This is a genomic window from uncultured Phycicoccus sp. (assembly GCF_947495705.1).
GTDB lineage: Bacteria > Actinomycetota > Actinomycetes > Actinomycetales > Dermatophilaceae > Phycicoccus.
The window spans coordinates 66,429-80,174 of the sequence record NZ_CANLZR010000012.1; the positions used below are offsets into that span (position 1 = coordinate 66,429).

17 protein-coding genes are annotated in these 13,746 nt (G+C 72.0%); all 17 read left to right on the top strand.

What is annotated here, in order from left to right; translation table 11 throughout:
* The first annotated feature begins 3 nt into the window (after positions 1-3).
* Positions 4-189, top strand: coding sequence for a type Z 30S ribosomal protein S14 (locus Q0963_RS15010; protein ID WP_145229691.1), 186 nt, complete (start codon positions 4-6; stop codon positions 187-189).
* Between the two features lie 109 nt (positions 190-298).
* Positions 299-697, top strand: a complete 399-nt coding sequence (gene rpsH / locus Q0963_RS15015; RefSeq protein WP_299447568.1) for a 30S ribosomal protein S8 — start codon at positions 299-301, stop codon at positions 695-697.
* Positions 698-709: 12 nt separating this feature from the next.
* Positions 710-1,246: a 50S ribosomal protein L6 gene (rplF, locus tag Q0963_RS15020; protein ID WP_299447571.1), complete on the top strand. Its 537-nt coding sequence runs from the start codon at positions 710-712 to the stop codon at positions 1,244-1,246.
* Positions 1,247-1,249: 3 nt separating this feature from the next.
* Entirely contained in the window at positions 1,250-1,624 is a 375-nt protein-coding gene (gene rplR / locus Q0963_RS15025; RefSeq protein WP_299447574.1) for a 50S ribosomal protein L18, read from the top strand.
* A 46-nt stretch (positions 1,625-1,670) separates the two neighbouring features.
* Entirely contained in the window at positions 1,671-2,312 is a 642-nt protein-coding gene (gene rpsE, locus Q0963_RS15030; protein WP_299447577.1) for a 30S ribosomal protein S5, read from the top strand.
* Entirely contained in the window at positions 2,312-2,494 is a 183-nt protein-coding gene (gene rpmD, locus Q0963_RS15035; protein WP_299447580.1) for a 50S ribosomal protein L30, read from the top strand. Before rpsE ends, rpmD begins: the two co-directional genes overlap by 1 nt.
* 2 nt (positions 2,495-2,496) lie before the next feature.
* Positions 2,497-2,985, top strand: a complete 489-nt coding sequence (gene rplO / locus Q0963_RS15040; RefSeq protein ID WP_299447583.1) for a 50S ribosomal protein L15 — start codon at positions 2,497-2,499, stop codon at positions 2,983-2,985.
* 170 nt (positions 2,986-3,155) lie between these two features.
* Positions 3,156-4,469 (top strand): preprotein translocase subunit SecY, encoded by a 1,314-nt coding sequence (secY, locus tag Q0963_RS15045; RefSeq protein ID WP_299447585.1) that lies wholly within the window; start codon positions 3,156-3,158, stop codon positions 4,467-4,469.
* Positions 4,469-5,029 (top strand): adenylate kinase, encoded by a 561-nt coding sequence (locus Q0963_RS15050; protein WP_299447588.1) that lies wholly within the window; start codon positions 4,469-4,471, stop codon positions 5,027-5,029. The genes secY and Q0963_RS15050 overlap by 1 nt, the downstream gene beginning before the upstream one ends.
* 131 nt (positions 5,030-5,160) lie before the next feature.
* Positions 5,161-6,111, top strand: coding sequence for a hypothetical protein (locus Q0963_RS15055; protein WP_299447591.1), 951 nt, complete (start codon positions 5,161-5,163; stop codon positions 6,109-6,111).
* Positions 6,112-6,220: 109 nt separating this feature from the next.
* Positions 6,221-7,075: a type I methionyl aminopeptidase gene (gene map / locus Q0963_RS15060; protein ID WP_299447593.1), complete on the top strand. Its 855-nt coding sequence runs from the start codon at positions 6,221-6,223 to the stop codon at positions 7,073-7,075.
* Positions 7,076-7,162: 87 nt separating this feature from the next.
* Positions 7,163-8,848, top strand: a complete 1,686-nt coding sequence (locus Q0963_RS15065) for a methylmalonyl-CoA mutase subunit beta (RefSeq protein ID WP_299447594.1) — start codon at positions 7,163-7,165, stop codon at positions 8,846-8,848.
* On the top strand, positions 8,845-10,998 hold the full coding sequence (gene scpA, locus Q0963_RS15070; RefSeq protein ID WP_299447597.1) for a methylmalonyl-CoA mutase: 2,154 nt from the start codon (positions 8,845-8,847) through the stop codon (positions 10,996-10,998). Before Q0963_RS15065 ends, scpA begins: the two co-directional genes overlap by 4 nt.
* The gene (gene meaB / locus Q0963_RS15075; protein WP_299447600.1) at positions 10,995-12,014 is read left to right on the top strand and encodes a methylmalonyl Co-A mutase-associated GTPase MeaB; all 1,020 of its coding nucleotides are present in this window, start codon (positions 10,995-10,997) and stop codon (positions 12,012-12,014) included. Before scpA ends, meaB begins: the two co-directional genes overlap by 4 nt.
* A 280-nt stretch (positions 12,015-12,294) precedes the next feature.
* Positions 12,295-12,963, top strand: a complete 669-nt coding sequence (locus Q0963_RS15080) for a hypothetical protein (protein ID WP_299447603.1) — start codon at positions 12,295-12,297, stop codon at positions 12,961-12,963.
* A 240-nt stretch (positions 12,964-13,203) separates the two neighbouring features.
* Positions 13,204-13,425, top strand: a complete 222-nt coding sequence (gene infA, locus Q0963_RS15085; RefSeq protein WP_006946284.1) for a translation initiation factor IF-1 — start codon at positions 13,204-13,206, stop codon at positions 13,423-13,425.
* A gap of 33 nt (positions 13,426-13,458) precedes the next feature.
* Positions 13,459-13,572: a 50S ribosomal protein L36 gene (rpmJ, locus tag Q0963_RS15090; RefSeq protein WP_006592630.1), complete on the top strand. Its 114-nt coding sequence runs from the start codon at positions 13,459-13,461 to the stop codon at positions 13,570-13,572.
* Positions 13,573-13,746 lie beyond the last annotated feature (174 nt).

Here is a 13,746-nt window from a genome sequence, read left to right on the forward strand (position 1 = left end):
GCCATGGCCAAGACCGCCCTCGTCAACAAGGCGAACAAGAAGCCGAAGTTCGCTGTCCGCGGCTACACCCGCTGCCAGCGCTGCGGCCGTCCGCACTCGGTGTACCGCAAGTTCGGCCTGTGCCGGATCTGCCTTCGGGAGATGGCCCACCGCGGCGAGCTCCCGGGCGTCACCAAGAGCAGCTGGTAGTTCCAGTCCCCGCCGCATCCGCGGCATCTCATCCACAGACCATCTACATCGAAGGTCCGCCGGGAGCACTCCCGGAGGAAACCGCGGTGAGAGAGGGCGGAGTAGCCCAATGACCATGACAGACCCGATCGCGGACATGTTGACCCGCGTCCGTAACGCCAACTCGGCGCACAAGGACGACGTCACCATGCCGTTCTCGAAGCTCAAGAGCCACATCGCCGAGATCCTCGAGGCCGAGGGCTACATCGCCGGCTGGACCGTCGAGGACGCCGAGGTCGGCAAGACCCTCGTCGTCCAGCTCAAGTACGGCCCCAACCGGGAGCGCTCCATCGCCGGCCTCCGGCGCGTGAGCAAGCCCGGCCTGCGCGTGTACGCCAAGTCCACCAACCTGCCCAAGGTGCTCGGTGGCCTCGGTGTCGCGATCATCTCGACGTCCTCCGGCCTGCTGACCGACAGGCAGGCCGCCAACAAGGGTGTAGGTGGGGAAGTCCTCGCCTACGTCTGGTAAGGGGTAGCAGCCATGTCGCGAATCGGACGTCTCCCCGTCTCCGTCCCCTCCGGTGTCGACGTGACCATCAACGGTCAGCACGTCACCGTCAAGGGCCCGAAGGGCGAGCTCAGCCACACCGTGGCCGAGCCGATCACCGTCGCCCAGAACGACGGCACCATCGAGGTCAAGCGCCCCGACGACGAGCGCGAGTCGCGCTCGCTCCACGGCCTGACCCGCTCGCTCATCAACAACATGGTGCTCGGTGTCACCGAGGGCTACGAGAAGAAGCTCGAGATCCACGGCACGGGTTACCGCGTGCAGGCCAAGGGCTCCACCCTCGAGTTCGCCCTCGGCTACTCGCACTCGATCACCGTCGAGCCGCCGTCGGGCATCACCTTCGCGGTCGAGAACCAGACCCGGTTCTCGGTCCAGGGCATCGACAAGCAGCTCGTCGGTGAGACCGCTGCGAACATCCGCAAGCTCCGCAAGCCCGACCCGTACAAGGGCAAGGGCGTCCGCTACGCGGGCGAGCACATCCGCCGCAAGGTCGGAAAGGCTGGTAAGTAAGCCATGGCCATGATCGTCAAGCGCGCCAAGGGCAAGGTGGCCGCGCGCAGCCGTCGCCACTTCCGCGTCCGCAAGGTCGTCACCGGCACCGCCGGGCGTCCCCGCCTCGTCGTGTCCCGCTCGTCGCGGCACGTCTTCGTCCAGGTCGTCGACGACACGGCGGGCAAGACCGTCGCGTCCGCCTCGACCATGGAGCCGGACCTGCGCACCTTCGAGGGTGACAAGGTCGCCAAGGCCAAGAAGGTCGGTGAGCTCGTCGCCGAGCGGGCCAAGGCCGCGGGTATCGAGGCCGTCGTGTTCGACCGCGGTGGCAACCGGTACCACGGTCGCGTCGCCGCCATCGCGGACGGCGCTCGGGAAGGCGGGCTGTCGCTGTGACCCACGCTGCCCGTACCACCACGAACGTCGAGAAGAGGAACATCTGATGCCAGGACCCCAGCGTCGAGGCACCGGGACCGGCGGCGCCGAGCGCGGCGACCGACGCGGCAACCGCGACGACCGTCGCGGCGGCCGGGACTCCCGGGAGCCCGAGAAGAACCAGTACCTCGAGCGCGTCGTGACCATCAACCGCGTCGCCAAGGTCGTCAAGGGCGGTCGCCGCTTCAGCTTCACGGCGCTCGTCGTCGTGGGCGACGGTGACGGCACCGTCGGTGTCGGCTACGGCAAGGCCAAGGAGGTGCCCGCGGCGATCGCCAAGGGTGTCGAGGAGGCGAAGAAGAACTTCTTCCGCGTCCCGCGCATCCAGGGCACCATCCCCCACCCCGTCCAGGGTGAGGCCGCCGCCGGTGTCGTCATGCTCCGCCCCGCCAGCCCCGGTACCGGTGTCATCGCCGGTGGTCCGGTCCGCGCGGTGCTCGAGTGCGCCGGCATCCACGACGTGCTGTCCAAGAGCCTCGGCTCCGACAACGCCATCAACATCGTCCACGCGGTCGTCGCGGCCCTCCAGGGCCTGGAGCGGCCCGAGGCCGTCGCGGCCCGCCGTGGCCTGCCCGTCGACCGGGTCGCCCCCGCGGCGATGCTCCGTGCCCAGGCCGCCGGCCTGGCCGAGGCGAAGGCAGGTGCGTGATGGGTCGTCTCAAGGTCATCCAGACCCGGTCCGGGATCGGTGGCAAGCAGAACCAGCGGGAGACCCTGCGCTCCCTCGGGCTGAAGCGAATCGGCGACGTCGTCGTCAAGGAGGACCGTCCCGAGATCCGCGGGATGGTCAAGACGGTGACCCACCTGGTCGCTGTCGAGGAGGTTGAGTGAGCATGGCCGACACCACGAAGGCCGCGAAGACCGCGGGGCGCGAGGCGTCCGCACTGAAGGTGCACCACCTGCGCCCGGCTCCGGGTGCCAAGTCCGCCAAGATCCGCGTGGGTCGAGGCGAAGGTGGCCGCCGCGGCAAGACCGCCGGCCGAGGCACCAAGGGCACCAAGGCCCGGTACCAGGTGCCGGCCGGGTTCCAGGGCGGCACGACGCCGCTGCACATGCGGTTCCCGAAGCTCCGCGGCTTCAAGAACCCGTTCAAGACCGAGTACCAGGTCGTGAACCTCGACAAGCTCGCGTCGCTCTACCCCCAGGGTGGCGACGTGACCGTCGAGGACCTGGTCGCCAAGGGCGCCGTCCGTGACGGGTTCCCCGTCAAGGTGCTCGGCACCGGCGAGATCGACGTGGCGGTCTCCGTGACCGCCCACGCGTTCTCGGCGAGCGCCACGGCGAAGATCGAAGCGGCGGGCGGTTCGGCGACCACCGCCTGACGCCCACCGTGACCGCGTGTCGCAGGGCCGGCTCCGCAAGAGACCTTCGGAGCCGGCCCTGCGCCGCGTTCACCCCGCCCTGGGTTCCGGCGCTGCCGGGGCCTACGGGTATGTTGTGACGGATCGTTGACGACGCGGCCCTCGCTCCGGCCGCACTACTGGAGGACCCTGTGCTCACCGCCTTCGGCCGTGCGTTCAAGACGCCCGACCTGCGCAGGAAGCTGCTCTTCACGCTGTTCATCATCGTGATCTTCCGGCTCGGCTCGCACGTGCCGACGCCGGGCGTCAGCTACCAGCTCGTCCAGCAGTGCATCTCGGGGGCGGACAACAGCAACCAGCTCCTCGGCCTCATCAACCTGTTCAGCGGTGGGGCCCTGCTCCAGCTGTCGATCTTCGCGCTGGGGATCATGCCGTACATCACGGCCAGCATCATCGTCCAGCTGCTCACCGTGGTGATCCCACGGTTCGAGGCCCTCAAGAAGGAGGGTCAAGCCGGCCAGGCGAAGATGACGCAGTACACGCGGTACCTGACCATCGGTCTCGCGGTCCTACAGAGCTCGACGCTCATCACCTTCGCGCAGAACCCGTCGACGCTGTTCAACAACCCGGCCTGCACGAACATCCTCACCGACGACTCCACGGTGACGATCCTCATCATGGTCCTCACCATGACGGCCGGCACCGGCCTCATCATGTGGCTCGGCGAGATGATCACCGACAAGGGCGTCGGCAACGGGATGTCGCTGCTGATCTTCGTCTCGATCACCGCGCAGTTCCCGTCCTCGCTGTGGGCCATCCAGCAGCGCTCCGGCTGGTCGATCTTCCTCAGCGTCATCGCCCTGGGCTTCGTCGTCATCGCCCTCGTCGTCTTCGTCGAGCAGAGCCAGCGGCGCATCCCGGTCCAGTACGCGAAGCGGATGGTGGGGCGGCGCGTCTACGGCGGGACGTCGACGTACATCCCGCTCAAGGTCAACATGGCCGGTGTCATCCCCGTCATCTTCGCGAGCTCGCTGCTCACCCTGCCGAGCCTCCTGGCGCAGTTCAACGCCAGCCCCGACGGGGTCAACGCGGGCTGGGTCGACTGGATCAACGCCCACCTCGTCCTCGGCGACCACCCGTACTACATGGCCCTGTACACCGCGCTCATCCTCTTCTTCACGTTCTTCTACGTCTCGATCACGTTCAACCCGACCGAGGTCGCCGACAACATGAAGAAGTACGGCGGCTTCATCCCAGGTATCCGCGCCGGGCGACCCACGGCCGAGTACCTCAACTACGTCCTCACCCGGATCACCGTGCCGGGCGCGATCTACCTCGCGCTGGTCTCCCTGCTCCCGCTCATCGCGCTGGTCCTCGTGGACGCGAACCAGAACTTCCCCTTCGGCGGCACCTCGATCCTCATCATCGTCGGTGTCGGTCTGGAGACGGTGAAGCAGATCGAGGCGCAGCTGCAGCAGCGACACTATGAAGGGTTCCTCCGCTGATGCGTTTGATCATCCTCGGTCCCCCCGGTGCCGGTAAGGGCACCCAGGCGTCCCGGATCGCCGAGCACTACGGCATCCCCGCCATCTCCACCGGTGACATCTTCCGGGCCAACATCAAGGACGAGACCGAGCTTGGCCTGCAGGTCAAGCAGATCCTCGCCTCGGGCGGCTACGTGTCCGACGAGGTCACGAACGCCATCGTCGAGGACCGGATCGCCTCGGACGACTGCGCGGGCGGCTTCCTCCTCGACGGCTACCCCCGCACCCTCACCCAGGTTGAGGCCCTCGACACCATGCTCGCCGCGCAGGGCACCGCGCTGGACCGCGTGCTCGAGCTGACCGTCGACGACGACGTCGTCGTGGCCCGGCTCCTCAAGCGCGCCGACTCCGAGGGCCGCGCCGACGACACCGAGGACGTCATCCGCGAGCGGATGGCCATCTACCACCGCGAGACGCGGCCGCTGTCGCAGACCTACCGCGAGCGCGGGCTGCTCGTCGAAGTCGACGGCGACGGCGCGGTCGACGAGGTCACCGACCGGGTCGTCGCCGCCCTCGGCTGAGCACCACCCCCGCAGTCGAACGACGAGAACATGCCGTGTGGCCCCGAGGCCACGCGGCATGTTCTCGTCGTTCGACCCGAGCCTGTGGATGACGCCACGGCAGCGCCGCCGGTTCGGGCCACGATGCGGGGATGCGGCCGAGCCCACTCCCACCCGCCCTGCGCGACGCGCCCTTCGGGGTCGCCGACGCGCAGCGCCTCGGGGTGGGGCCGCACCGGTTGCGGCGCTCGGACCTGCGGGCCCCGACCCGCGGGGCGCGGTGTCACGATGCCCCGCTGAGCACCGCCGACCGGGCGCGCGCGGTGGCGGCCGGTCTGGCCGACGGCGCCGCCTACTCCCACGTGACGGCGGCCGTGCTCTGGGGCATCCCCCTTCCGGCGGACCTCGAGGGCCGTGCGGTCCTCGACGTCGTGACCCGCTCGGACTCGGGCCAGGTGTCGCGCCGGGGCTGCCGCGGCCACCGGGGCGTGGAGTCCCGGGAGGTCGCGCTTGTCGGCGGCGTGCCGGTCGTGGGACTGGCCGACACGTGGTGCGACCTCGGCGACCTCGGCCGCCGCCGGCTCAGCGTCGACGACCTCGTCGTCGCGGGGGACGCAGCCGTGGCCCGGCTCGACGCCGCGGACGGCGTGCTCCGGGCGGAGTCCGCCGGGGTCGCCCGGCTCCGCGCCGCGCTGGCCCGGCGGGTCCGCCCGCGGCGCGCGGTCGCGCTGCGACAGGCCCTGGGGCTGGTGCGTGCCGGCGTGCGGTCGCCGCAGGAGTCGCGGACGCGGCTGCTCTTCGGCGCGGCGGGCCTCCCCGAGCCCGAGGTCAACGGCCTGCTGACGGACCGGTTCGGGGAGTTCATCGGCGAGGGCGACCTCGTCTGGCGGCGGGCGGGGGTCGTCGCCGAGTACCAGGGCGCGGTGCACGCCCCGCGCGCCCGGCGCAGCGCCGACTCGCTGCGCCGCGAGCTCGCCGTGGAGGAGGGGTGGACGGTGCACGAGGTGTGGGCCGAGGACCTGCGCCCGCCGCGCTGCCGGTCGCTGGTGCTCCGGGTGGCCCGCTCGCTGGGGTACGAGCCGTCCGGCCTCGTCCTGCCCTGACGCGGTCGACCGACGAGAACATGCCGTGCGGCTCGCGGAGGTGGCGGCATGTTCTCGTCGTTCGACGGAGTTGGGGAGGCGGGCGGGCGCGCCGGTAGGGTGCGGCGGCATGGGAATGTTCAGCAGGGACCGGTGCGAGGGGCGCACCCCGGAGCAGCTCGCGATGATGCGCACCGCGGGGCTGCTCGTCGGGCGCACCCTCGACCTGCTCGCCACCTCGGTCCAGCCGGGGATGACGACGCAGGACCTCGACGCGCTCGCCGAGGCCCACATCCGCGACCACGGCGGTGTCCCCAACTTCCAGCTCGTCCCGGGCTACCGGCACACCCTGTGCACCTCGGTCAACGCCGAGATCGTGCACGGCATCCCCGGCGGCCGGGTGCTGGAGGCCGGTGACCTGCTGTCGATCGACTGCGGCGCCGAGGTCGCCGGCTGGAACGGCGACGCGGCGATCAGCCTCGTCGTCGGTGGCCGCGAGGCCGCCTCGGCGGCCGACCTCGAGCTCATCGACGACACCGAGGCCTCGCTCTGGGCCGGCATCGGCGCGCTGCGCGTCGGCGGCGACCTCTACGACGTGGGGGCCGCCGTCGAGGACTCCCTCACCGAGGCGGGCCGGCGCCGCGGCCGCGAGTACGGCATCGTCGAGGACTACGTGGGCCACGGCATCGGCACTTCGATGCACATGGACCCGCAGGTGCCCAACTACCGCGTCTCCGGGCGCGGGCCCCGGGTCGTCGAGGGCACGACCATCTGCATCGAGCCGATGGTCACCCTGGGCGACCAGGACAACACCGTCCTCGAGGACGAGTGGACCGTCGTGACCAAGGACGGGTCCCGGGCGGCGCACTGGGAGCACTCGGTGGCGGTCACCGAGGCCGGCCTGCACGTGCTCACCGCGCTCGACGGTGGCGAGCAGCGGCTCGCCGCGCTCGGGCTCCGGTACGCGGCTCTCGCCCCGGCCTGACGGGCGGGGTGTGCCCAATCTCTCGGTGAGGTCCGCGGCCCGCGTGGCTAGGGTGAACGGCGGACCGGACGCCGACCAGGAGGCCCGATGACGCAGGTGACCGAGGGCGGAATCATGCCCCTCGCCGACGGGTTCGAGCCCCGGACCCGCGAGGACTGGCAGCAGCTCGTGGCCCGGGTGCTCGACCGCGGGCGCGACGACGGCGGGCACACCGCGCCCGAGGACGCCGAGGAGGCCCTGCGGACGGCGCTCGACGGCGGCCTCACCACGCGCGGGCTCTACCTGCGCACCGATCGGCCGCTCGGGGTGCCCGGCGCGATGCCGTTCACCCGGGGGCGCGCCATCCGGGACGGGGCAGCGCCCTGGGACGTGCGGCAGCTGCACGACGAGCCCGACCCGCGCCGGGCGCGGACCGCCGTCCTGGACGACCTCGAGCACGGGGTGACGTCGGTGTGGGTCCACGTCGGTGACGACGGGCTCGCCGTGGCCGACCTGCCCGAGGTGCTCGCCGACGTCCGGCCCGACCTCGCGCCGGTCGCCGTGTCGTCCTTCACCGACCAGCCGGCCGCCGCGCGGGCGCTGCTCGAGGTGCTCGCCGACCGGGACAGCGTCGGCGGCAACCTCGGTCTCGACCCCGTCGGGGCCGCGCTGCGGACGGGCGTCGCGCCCGACCTGGCGCCCCTCGCCGACCTGGTCGGGGCCTGCGGTGGCCGGCCCGGGTGGCGGGCGATCACCGTCGACGCCCGCGTCCTGCACGACGCCGGCGCGAGCGAGGTCGACGCGCTCGCCGTGGCCGTGGCGACCGGGGTCCACTACCTGCGCCACCTCGACGCCGCCGGGGTGTCGCCCGCTGACGCCTTCCCCCACGTCGAGTTCCGGGTCAGCGCCACCGCGGACCAGTTCCTCACCGCGGCTACGCTGCGGGCGCTGCGCCGGGTCTGGGCCCGGGTGGGGGAGGCCTGCGGTGTCCCCGAGGCCGACCGAGGCGCGCGCACCCATGCCGTGACGAGCCTGCGGATGGCCAGCCGGGAGGACCCGTTCGTCAACGTCCTGCGCAACACCGTGGCCACCTTCGGCGCGTCGATCGGCGGCGCCGACGCCATCACCGTCCTGCCCCACGACACCGTCGCCGGTCTGCCCGGACGCTTCTCGAGGCGCCTTGCCCGCAACACCCAGATCCTGCTCGCCGAGGAGTCGAACGTCGGGCGGGTCACCGACCCCGGCGGCGGGTCCTGGTACCTCGAGTCGCTCACCGACGACGTGGCCGAGCGGGTCTGGGCGCGCTTCCAGGAGCTCGAGCGGGCCGGGGGAGTGGAGGCGGCCCGCGCCGGCGGGCTGCTGCAGCAGTGGGTGGACGCGACGGCGGCCGAACGCGCGCGTCTCATCGCCGTCCGGGCGCGCCCCCTGACCGGCGTCTCGCTGTACCCCGACCTGGCAGCAGCCGTTGCCGAGAGGCGCCCCCGCGCCGACCTGCCGACGCATCCCGGCGCCTTCGAGCCCCGCCGGGACGCCGCGCCCTTCGAGGCCCTGCGGGACCGTGCGCGCGCGCTCGGCTCCCCGCAGGTCACCGTGCCTGCCACCGGCGCACCGGCGGACGGCGGAGCCCGGCGGTCCTTCGTCACCAACCTCCTCGCGGCCGGCGGCATCGCGGCGACCGAGGAGCCCGGGCCCGTCGTCGTCGACGACACGGTGGACGACGGCGTCGATGCCGTCGCATTCCTCACCGACGTCCTCGACCGGCTCGGCGCCCCGACCACTGGAGCGACCCGATGAGCATTCCCGACTTCGTCGCGCTGGACCTCGGGCCCGGCGAGCCGCAGACCGCCACACCGCCACCCGCCGGCCGGCCGTGGACGACGCCCGAGGGCGTCGAGGTGCCTCCGCTCTACACCGAGCGCGACCTCGCCGGTCTCGACTTCCTCGACACCGTCCCCGGAGCGCCGCCGTACCTGCGCGGCCCCTACCCGACGATGTACACGACCCAGCCGTGGACGATCCGCCAGTACGCCGGCTTCTCGACCGCCGAGGAGTCCAACGCCTTCTACCGGCGCAACCTCGCCGCCGGGCAGAAGGGGCTGTCGGTCGCCTTCGACCTCGCGACCCACCGCGGGTACGACTCCGACCACCCGCGGGTGGCCGGCGACGTCGGGATGGCGGGGGTGGCCATCGACTCGATCTACGACATGCGCACCCTCTTCGACGGGATCCCGCTGGACCGGATGTCGGTGTCGATGACGATGAACGGCGCCGTCATCCCCGTCCTCGCGCTCTACGTCGTCGCCGCCGAGGAGCAGGGGGTGAGCCCGGACCGCCTCACGGGGACCATCCAGAACGACATCCTCAAGGAGTTCATGGTCCGCAACACCTACATCTACCCGCCCGAGCCCTCGATGCGGATCATCAGCGACATCTTCGCGTTCACGAGCCAGGAGATGCCCCGCTACAACTCGATCTCCATCTCCGGCTACCACATGCAGGAGGCCGGGGCGACCCAGGACCTCGAGCTCGCCTACACCCTGGCGGACGGCGTCGAGTACCTCCGTGCCGGGAAGGCCGTCGGGCTCGACGTCGACCGGTTCGCGCCGCGGCTGTCGTTCTTCTGGGCCATCGGGATGAACGTGTACATGGAGGTGGCCAAGATGCGGGCCGCCCGCCTGCTGTGGGCGCGCCTCGTGCGGGCGCAGGGGGCCACCAACCCCAAGTCGCTCTCGCTGCGCACCCACTGCCAGACCTCCGGCTGGTCGCTCACCGCGCAGGACGTGTTCAACAACGTCGTCCGGACCGCCGCCGAGGCCATGGCGGCCACCCAGGGGCACACCCAGAGCCTGCACACCAACGCCCTCGACGAGGCGATCGCCCTGCCCACCGACTTCTCGGCGCGGATCGCCCGCAACACCCAGCTGCTCCTGCAGCACGAGTCGGGCACGACCCGGGTCATCGACCCGTGGGGCGGGTCGGCGTACGTCGAGCGGCTGACCCACGACCTGGCCCGCCGGGCCTGGCAGCACATCGAGGAGGTCGAGGAGGCCGGCGGCATGGCGAAGGCCATCGAGGCCGGCATCCCGAAGATGCGGATCGAGGAGGCCGCGGCCCGCGCCCAGGCCCGGATCGACTCCGGTCAGCAGCCCGTCATCGGGGTCAACACCTACCCCGCCGACGAGGACGAGCCGATCGAGGTCCTGCGGGTCGACAACGCCGCCGTGCGGGCGAGCCAGATCGCCCAGCTGGAGCGGCTGCGTGCCGAACGCGACGAGGACGCGTGCCGGGCCGCCCTCGACCGGATGACCGAGGCGGCCCGGGCCGGGTCGGACGGCTCGATGAGCACCAACCTGCTCGCCCTCGCGATCGACGCGGCCCGGGCCCAGGCGACCGTGGGAGAGATGTCGGCGGCGATGGAGGTGGCCTTCGGCCGCTACACCGCCCAGATCCGTACGATCGGGGGCGTGTACAGCGCCGAGGCGGGGGAGGACGAGACCGTCCGGCAGGCCCAGGCAGCGGTCGAGGCGTTCGAGGAGGAACAGGGCCGCCGCCCGCGCATCCTCGTCGCGAAGATGGGCCAGGACGGGCACGACCGGGGGCAGAAGGTCATCGCGACGGCGTTCGCGGACCTCGGCTTCGACGTCGACGTGGGCCCGCTGTTCCAGACCCCGGAGGAGGTCGCCCGGCAGGCCGTCGAGGCCGACGTCCACGTCGTGGGGGTCAGCTCGCTCGCCGCCGGGCACCTCACCCTCGTCCCGGCCCTGCGCCGGGCGCTGGACGACCTCGGCCGCCCGGACCTCGTCATCGTCGTCGGCGGGGTCATCCCGGACCAGGACCACGAGGCCCTGCGCGCCGCGGGGGCCGACGCCATCTACCCGCCGGGGACCGTCATCAGCGCCGCGGCCCTCACCCTCGTCGCCAACCTGCGCGAGCGCCTCGGGTGAGGCCCGTCCCCGTCGACGAGCTCGCCGCCGGGGTGCGGGAGGGCTCCCGCCAGGCGGTCGCCCGCGCCATCACCCTGCTCGAGTCCCGGCGGGAGGACCACCGGGAGCAGTCCCGCACGCTGCTCGCCGCGCTCGCCGACCGCACCGGGGGAGCCGTGCGGGTCGGGATCACCGGGGTGCCGGGCGCCGGCAAGTCGACGTTCATCGACGCCCTCGGGGTGCGGCTTGTCGAGCGTGGGCACCGCGTCGCCGTCGTCGCCGTGGACCCGAGCTCGCGGCGGACCGGCGGCTCGATCCTCGGCGACCGGACCCGGATGGCAGCGCTGGCCGCCAGCGACGGCGCGTTCGTCCGGCCGAGCCCGGCGGGCCGCCAGCTCGGCGGCGTGGCCCGGGCGACCCGCGAGTCAATGCTCGTCCTGGAGGCCGCCGGCTACGACGTCGTCGTCGTCGAGACCGTCGGGGTGGGGCAGAACGAGGTGGCGGTCTCCGAGATGGTCGACACCTTCCTGCTCCTCACCCTCGCGCGGGCCGGTGACCAGCTCCAGGGCATCAAGCGCGGGATCCTCGAGCTCGCGGACGTCATCGCCGTCAACAAGGCCGACGGGGACGGCGAGGTCGCGGCCCGGGGGGCGGCCCGTGACCTGGCCGGGGCGCTGCGCCTCATGATGCCGGGCCGCGAGGTGCGCCGGCCCCCGGTGCTCACCTGCTCGGCCCTCACCGGGGCCGGGCTCGACGAGGTGTGGCGGGCGGTCCTGGACCACCGCGCGCACCTCGAGGAGGCCGGGTCGCTCGAGACGCGCCGGGCGCAGCAGCAGCAGGACTGGATGTGGGCGATGGTCGACGCCCACCTCACCGACGCGGTGCGGGACTGCGCGGCGGTCCGCGGGGAGCGGACGCGGATCGAGGGGGCGGTGCGCACGGGGGAGCTGAGCGCCGTCGAGGGTGCGGCCCGCATCCTCGAGCTGTTCGCCGCGGACCTGCGCGCCGGCCGGGCCGCCGGCACCCCGCCGGCCTGAGCGCCGCTTACCCCCGGACTCCGCGGGTGGACGCCCCGCGCCATCGCCTGAACGGCCCATGGTGCGCGCAGGACGGGTGATGCGCCCGTGACTGAAGGGATGAACTTCGAGGGATGCACCTGCCGGGCGTGTCGCCCCCTGCGCATCATCAACCTCACGCCGTCGTCACGACTGTCACATCCGTATCCCTCTGCTCCCCTGTCCCCGCAATGGATGTGCAGTCACCGGGCTCGCCCTCGGACCCCCGTCGCCGGCGTCCCTGCCCCTGAAGGAGACCCCTGTGCGTACCCCCGTCACCGCACGCGCCGCAGCCGCGGCTGCCGTCGCTCTCGTGCTCGTCGCCGGCGCCGCCGGTTCGGCCGCCGCCGCCAAGGGCGGCAAGGGCGGCGGCAAGCCGTCCAAGCCCTCGAGCACCACGTCCCTCACCGGCCCCACCGCCATCCGCGCGGCCCACGAGGCGACCTGCCCGCTCGTCGTCGAGCACACCGTGTGCGGCGCCCTCACGGTGACCATCGCCGACTTCGGCAACACCGGGTGGGCGGCCCAGGCGAGCCCGGCCAAGGGGGCCGTCACGTACAACAGCTACTACTCGACGGCGACCCAGGCCGACTGGAGCGCGGTCGTGGCCCACGAGGTCGGCGGGCACGTCGACGTGTGGAACGAGATCGTCGCGACGGTCGGCGTCGCCCAGGCCTGGACCGACTACTACGACCTCGACCACTTCGCGGCCCCGTGGGCCACCAGCGCCTGGTCGGCCGTCACGGCGGCGTCCCGCCCCTTCGGGACGGCCGAGGCCAAGGAGGCGTACCTCGACTGCGCCGGACCCGTGGCGCACGGCTACCGCGGCAACTACCTCTACCTGTGGGGCCTCACGTCGACGACGGCGCAGCGACAGTTCTGCGCCGGGTCGGACGCGGTCCTCACCGCCGCCCTGACCTCCTCGCGCTGACGAGGACCCGGACGAGACCCCCTGCACTCGTCCATCGGGCCGGTCACGCCTCGCGCGTGGCCGGCCCGTCGGTCGTCACGACCGGCGTGGATTTCGCGCCACACCGCCGCTGGCGTAGCATTGAACGTCGGTCACGTGTGCGTCCTTGCATGGGTGGTATTCCTGCGTGAGGTAGCACGGGGCCGATTTCCATGGGTAGCCCGACACCACGCAGGGTGCCCAACGGCGGATTGAGAGGGTATGGCCAAGAAGGACGGCGTCATCGAGATCGAGGGCACGATCGTCGAGGCTCTCCCGAACGCGATGTTTCGGGTCGAGCTCACGAACGGTCACAAGGTGCTCGCGCACATCTCCGGCAAGATGCGACAGCACTACATCCGGATCCTCCCCGAGGACCGGGTCGTGGTGGAGCTGAGCCCGTACGACCTGACCCGCGGCCGCATCGTCTTCCGCTACCGCTGAGACACAGAACATCGACGAGACAGCAAAGGCGATATGAAGGTTCAGCCGAGCGTCAAGAAGATCTGTGACAAGTGCAAGGTGATCCGCCGTAACGGTCGGGTCATGGTGATCTGCGAGAACCTGCGCCACAAGCAGCGCCAGGGCTGACGCGAGTCAGACGCAGTACACCGCCCCGCACGGGGCCGCACGGGTCACGGACTCGAGCAGACGCACACGAGAAGAGAAGTACGCAGCACCCGACCCCCGACGGGTCACCTGGATCGCAGGTGGGCGCGGGACGTCACCCTCGGCCCGGAGGCCGAGGACCGGACCAGGATGGGC

Coding starts and splice junctions, on each gene's coding strand:
- rpsE (WP_299447577.1), top strand. CDS start 1,671: ATGCCAGGACCCCAGCGTCGAGGCACCGGGACCGGCGGCGCCGAGCGC.
- rpsH (WP_299447568.1), top strand. CDS start 299: ATGACCATGACAGACCCGATCGCGGACATGTTGACCCGCGTCCGTAAC.
- map (WP_299447593.1), top strand. CDS start 6,221: ATGGGAATGTTCAGCAGGGACCGGTGCGAGGGGCGCACCCCGGAGCAG.
- infA (WP_006946284.1), top strand. CDS start 13,204: ATGGCCAAGAAGGACGGCGTCATCGAGATCGAGGGCACGATCGTCGAG.
- Q0963_RS15055 (WP_299447591.1), top strand. CDS start 5,161: ATGCGGCCGAGCCCACTCCCACCCGCCCTGCGCGACGCGCCCTTCGGG.
- scpA (WP_299447597.1), top strand. CDS start 8,845: ATGAGCATTCCCGACTTCGTCGCGCTGGACCTCGGGCCCGGCGAGCCG.
- rpmJ (WP_006592630.1), top strand. CDS start 13,459: ATGAAGGTTCAGCCGAGCGTCAAGAAGATCTGTGACAAGTGCAAGGTG.
- rpmD (WP_299447580.1), top strand. CDS start 2,312: ATGGGTCGTCTCAAGGTCATCCAGACCCGGTCCGGGATCGGTGGCAAG.
- rplF (WP_299447571.1), top strand. CDS start 710: ATGTCGCGAATCGGACGTCTCCCCGTCTCCGTCCCCTCCGGTGTCGAC.
- Q0963_RS15010 (WP_145229691.1), top strand. CDS start 4: ATGGCCAAGACCGCCCTCGTCAACAAGGCGAACAAGAAGCCGAAGTTC.
- rplR (WP_299447574.1), top strand. CDS start 1,250: ATGGCCATGATCGTCAAGCGCGCCAAGGGCAAGGTGGCCGCGCGCAGC.
- Q0963_RS15050 (WP_299447588.1), top strand. CDS start 4,469: ATGCGTTTGATCATCCTCGGTCCCCCCGGTGCCGGTAAGGGCACCCAG.
- rplO (WP_299447583.1), top strand. CDS start 2,497: ATGGCCGACACCACGAAGGCCGCGAAGACCGCGGGGCGCGAGGCGTCC.
- Q0963_RS15065 (WP_299447594.1), top strand. CDS start 7,163: ATGACGCAGGTGACCGAGGGCGGAATCATGCCCCTCGCCGACGGGTTC.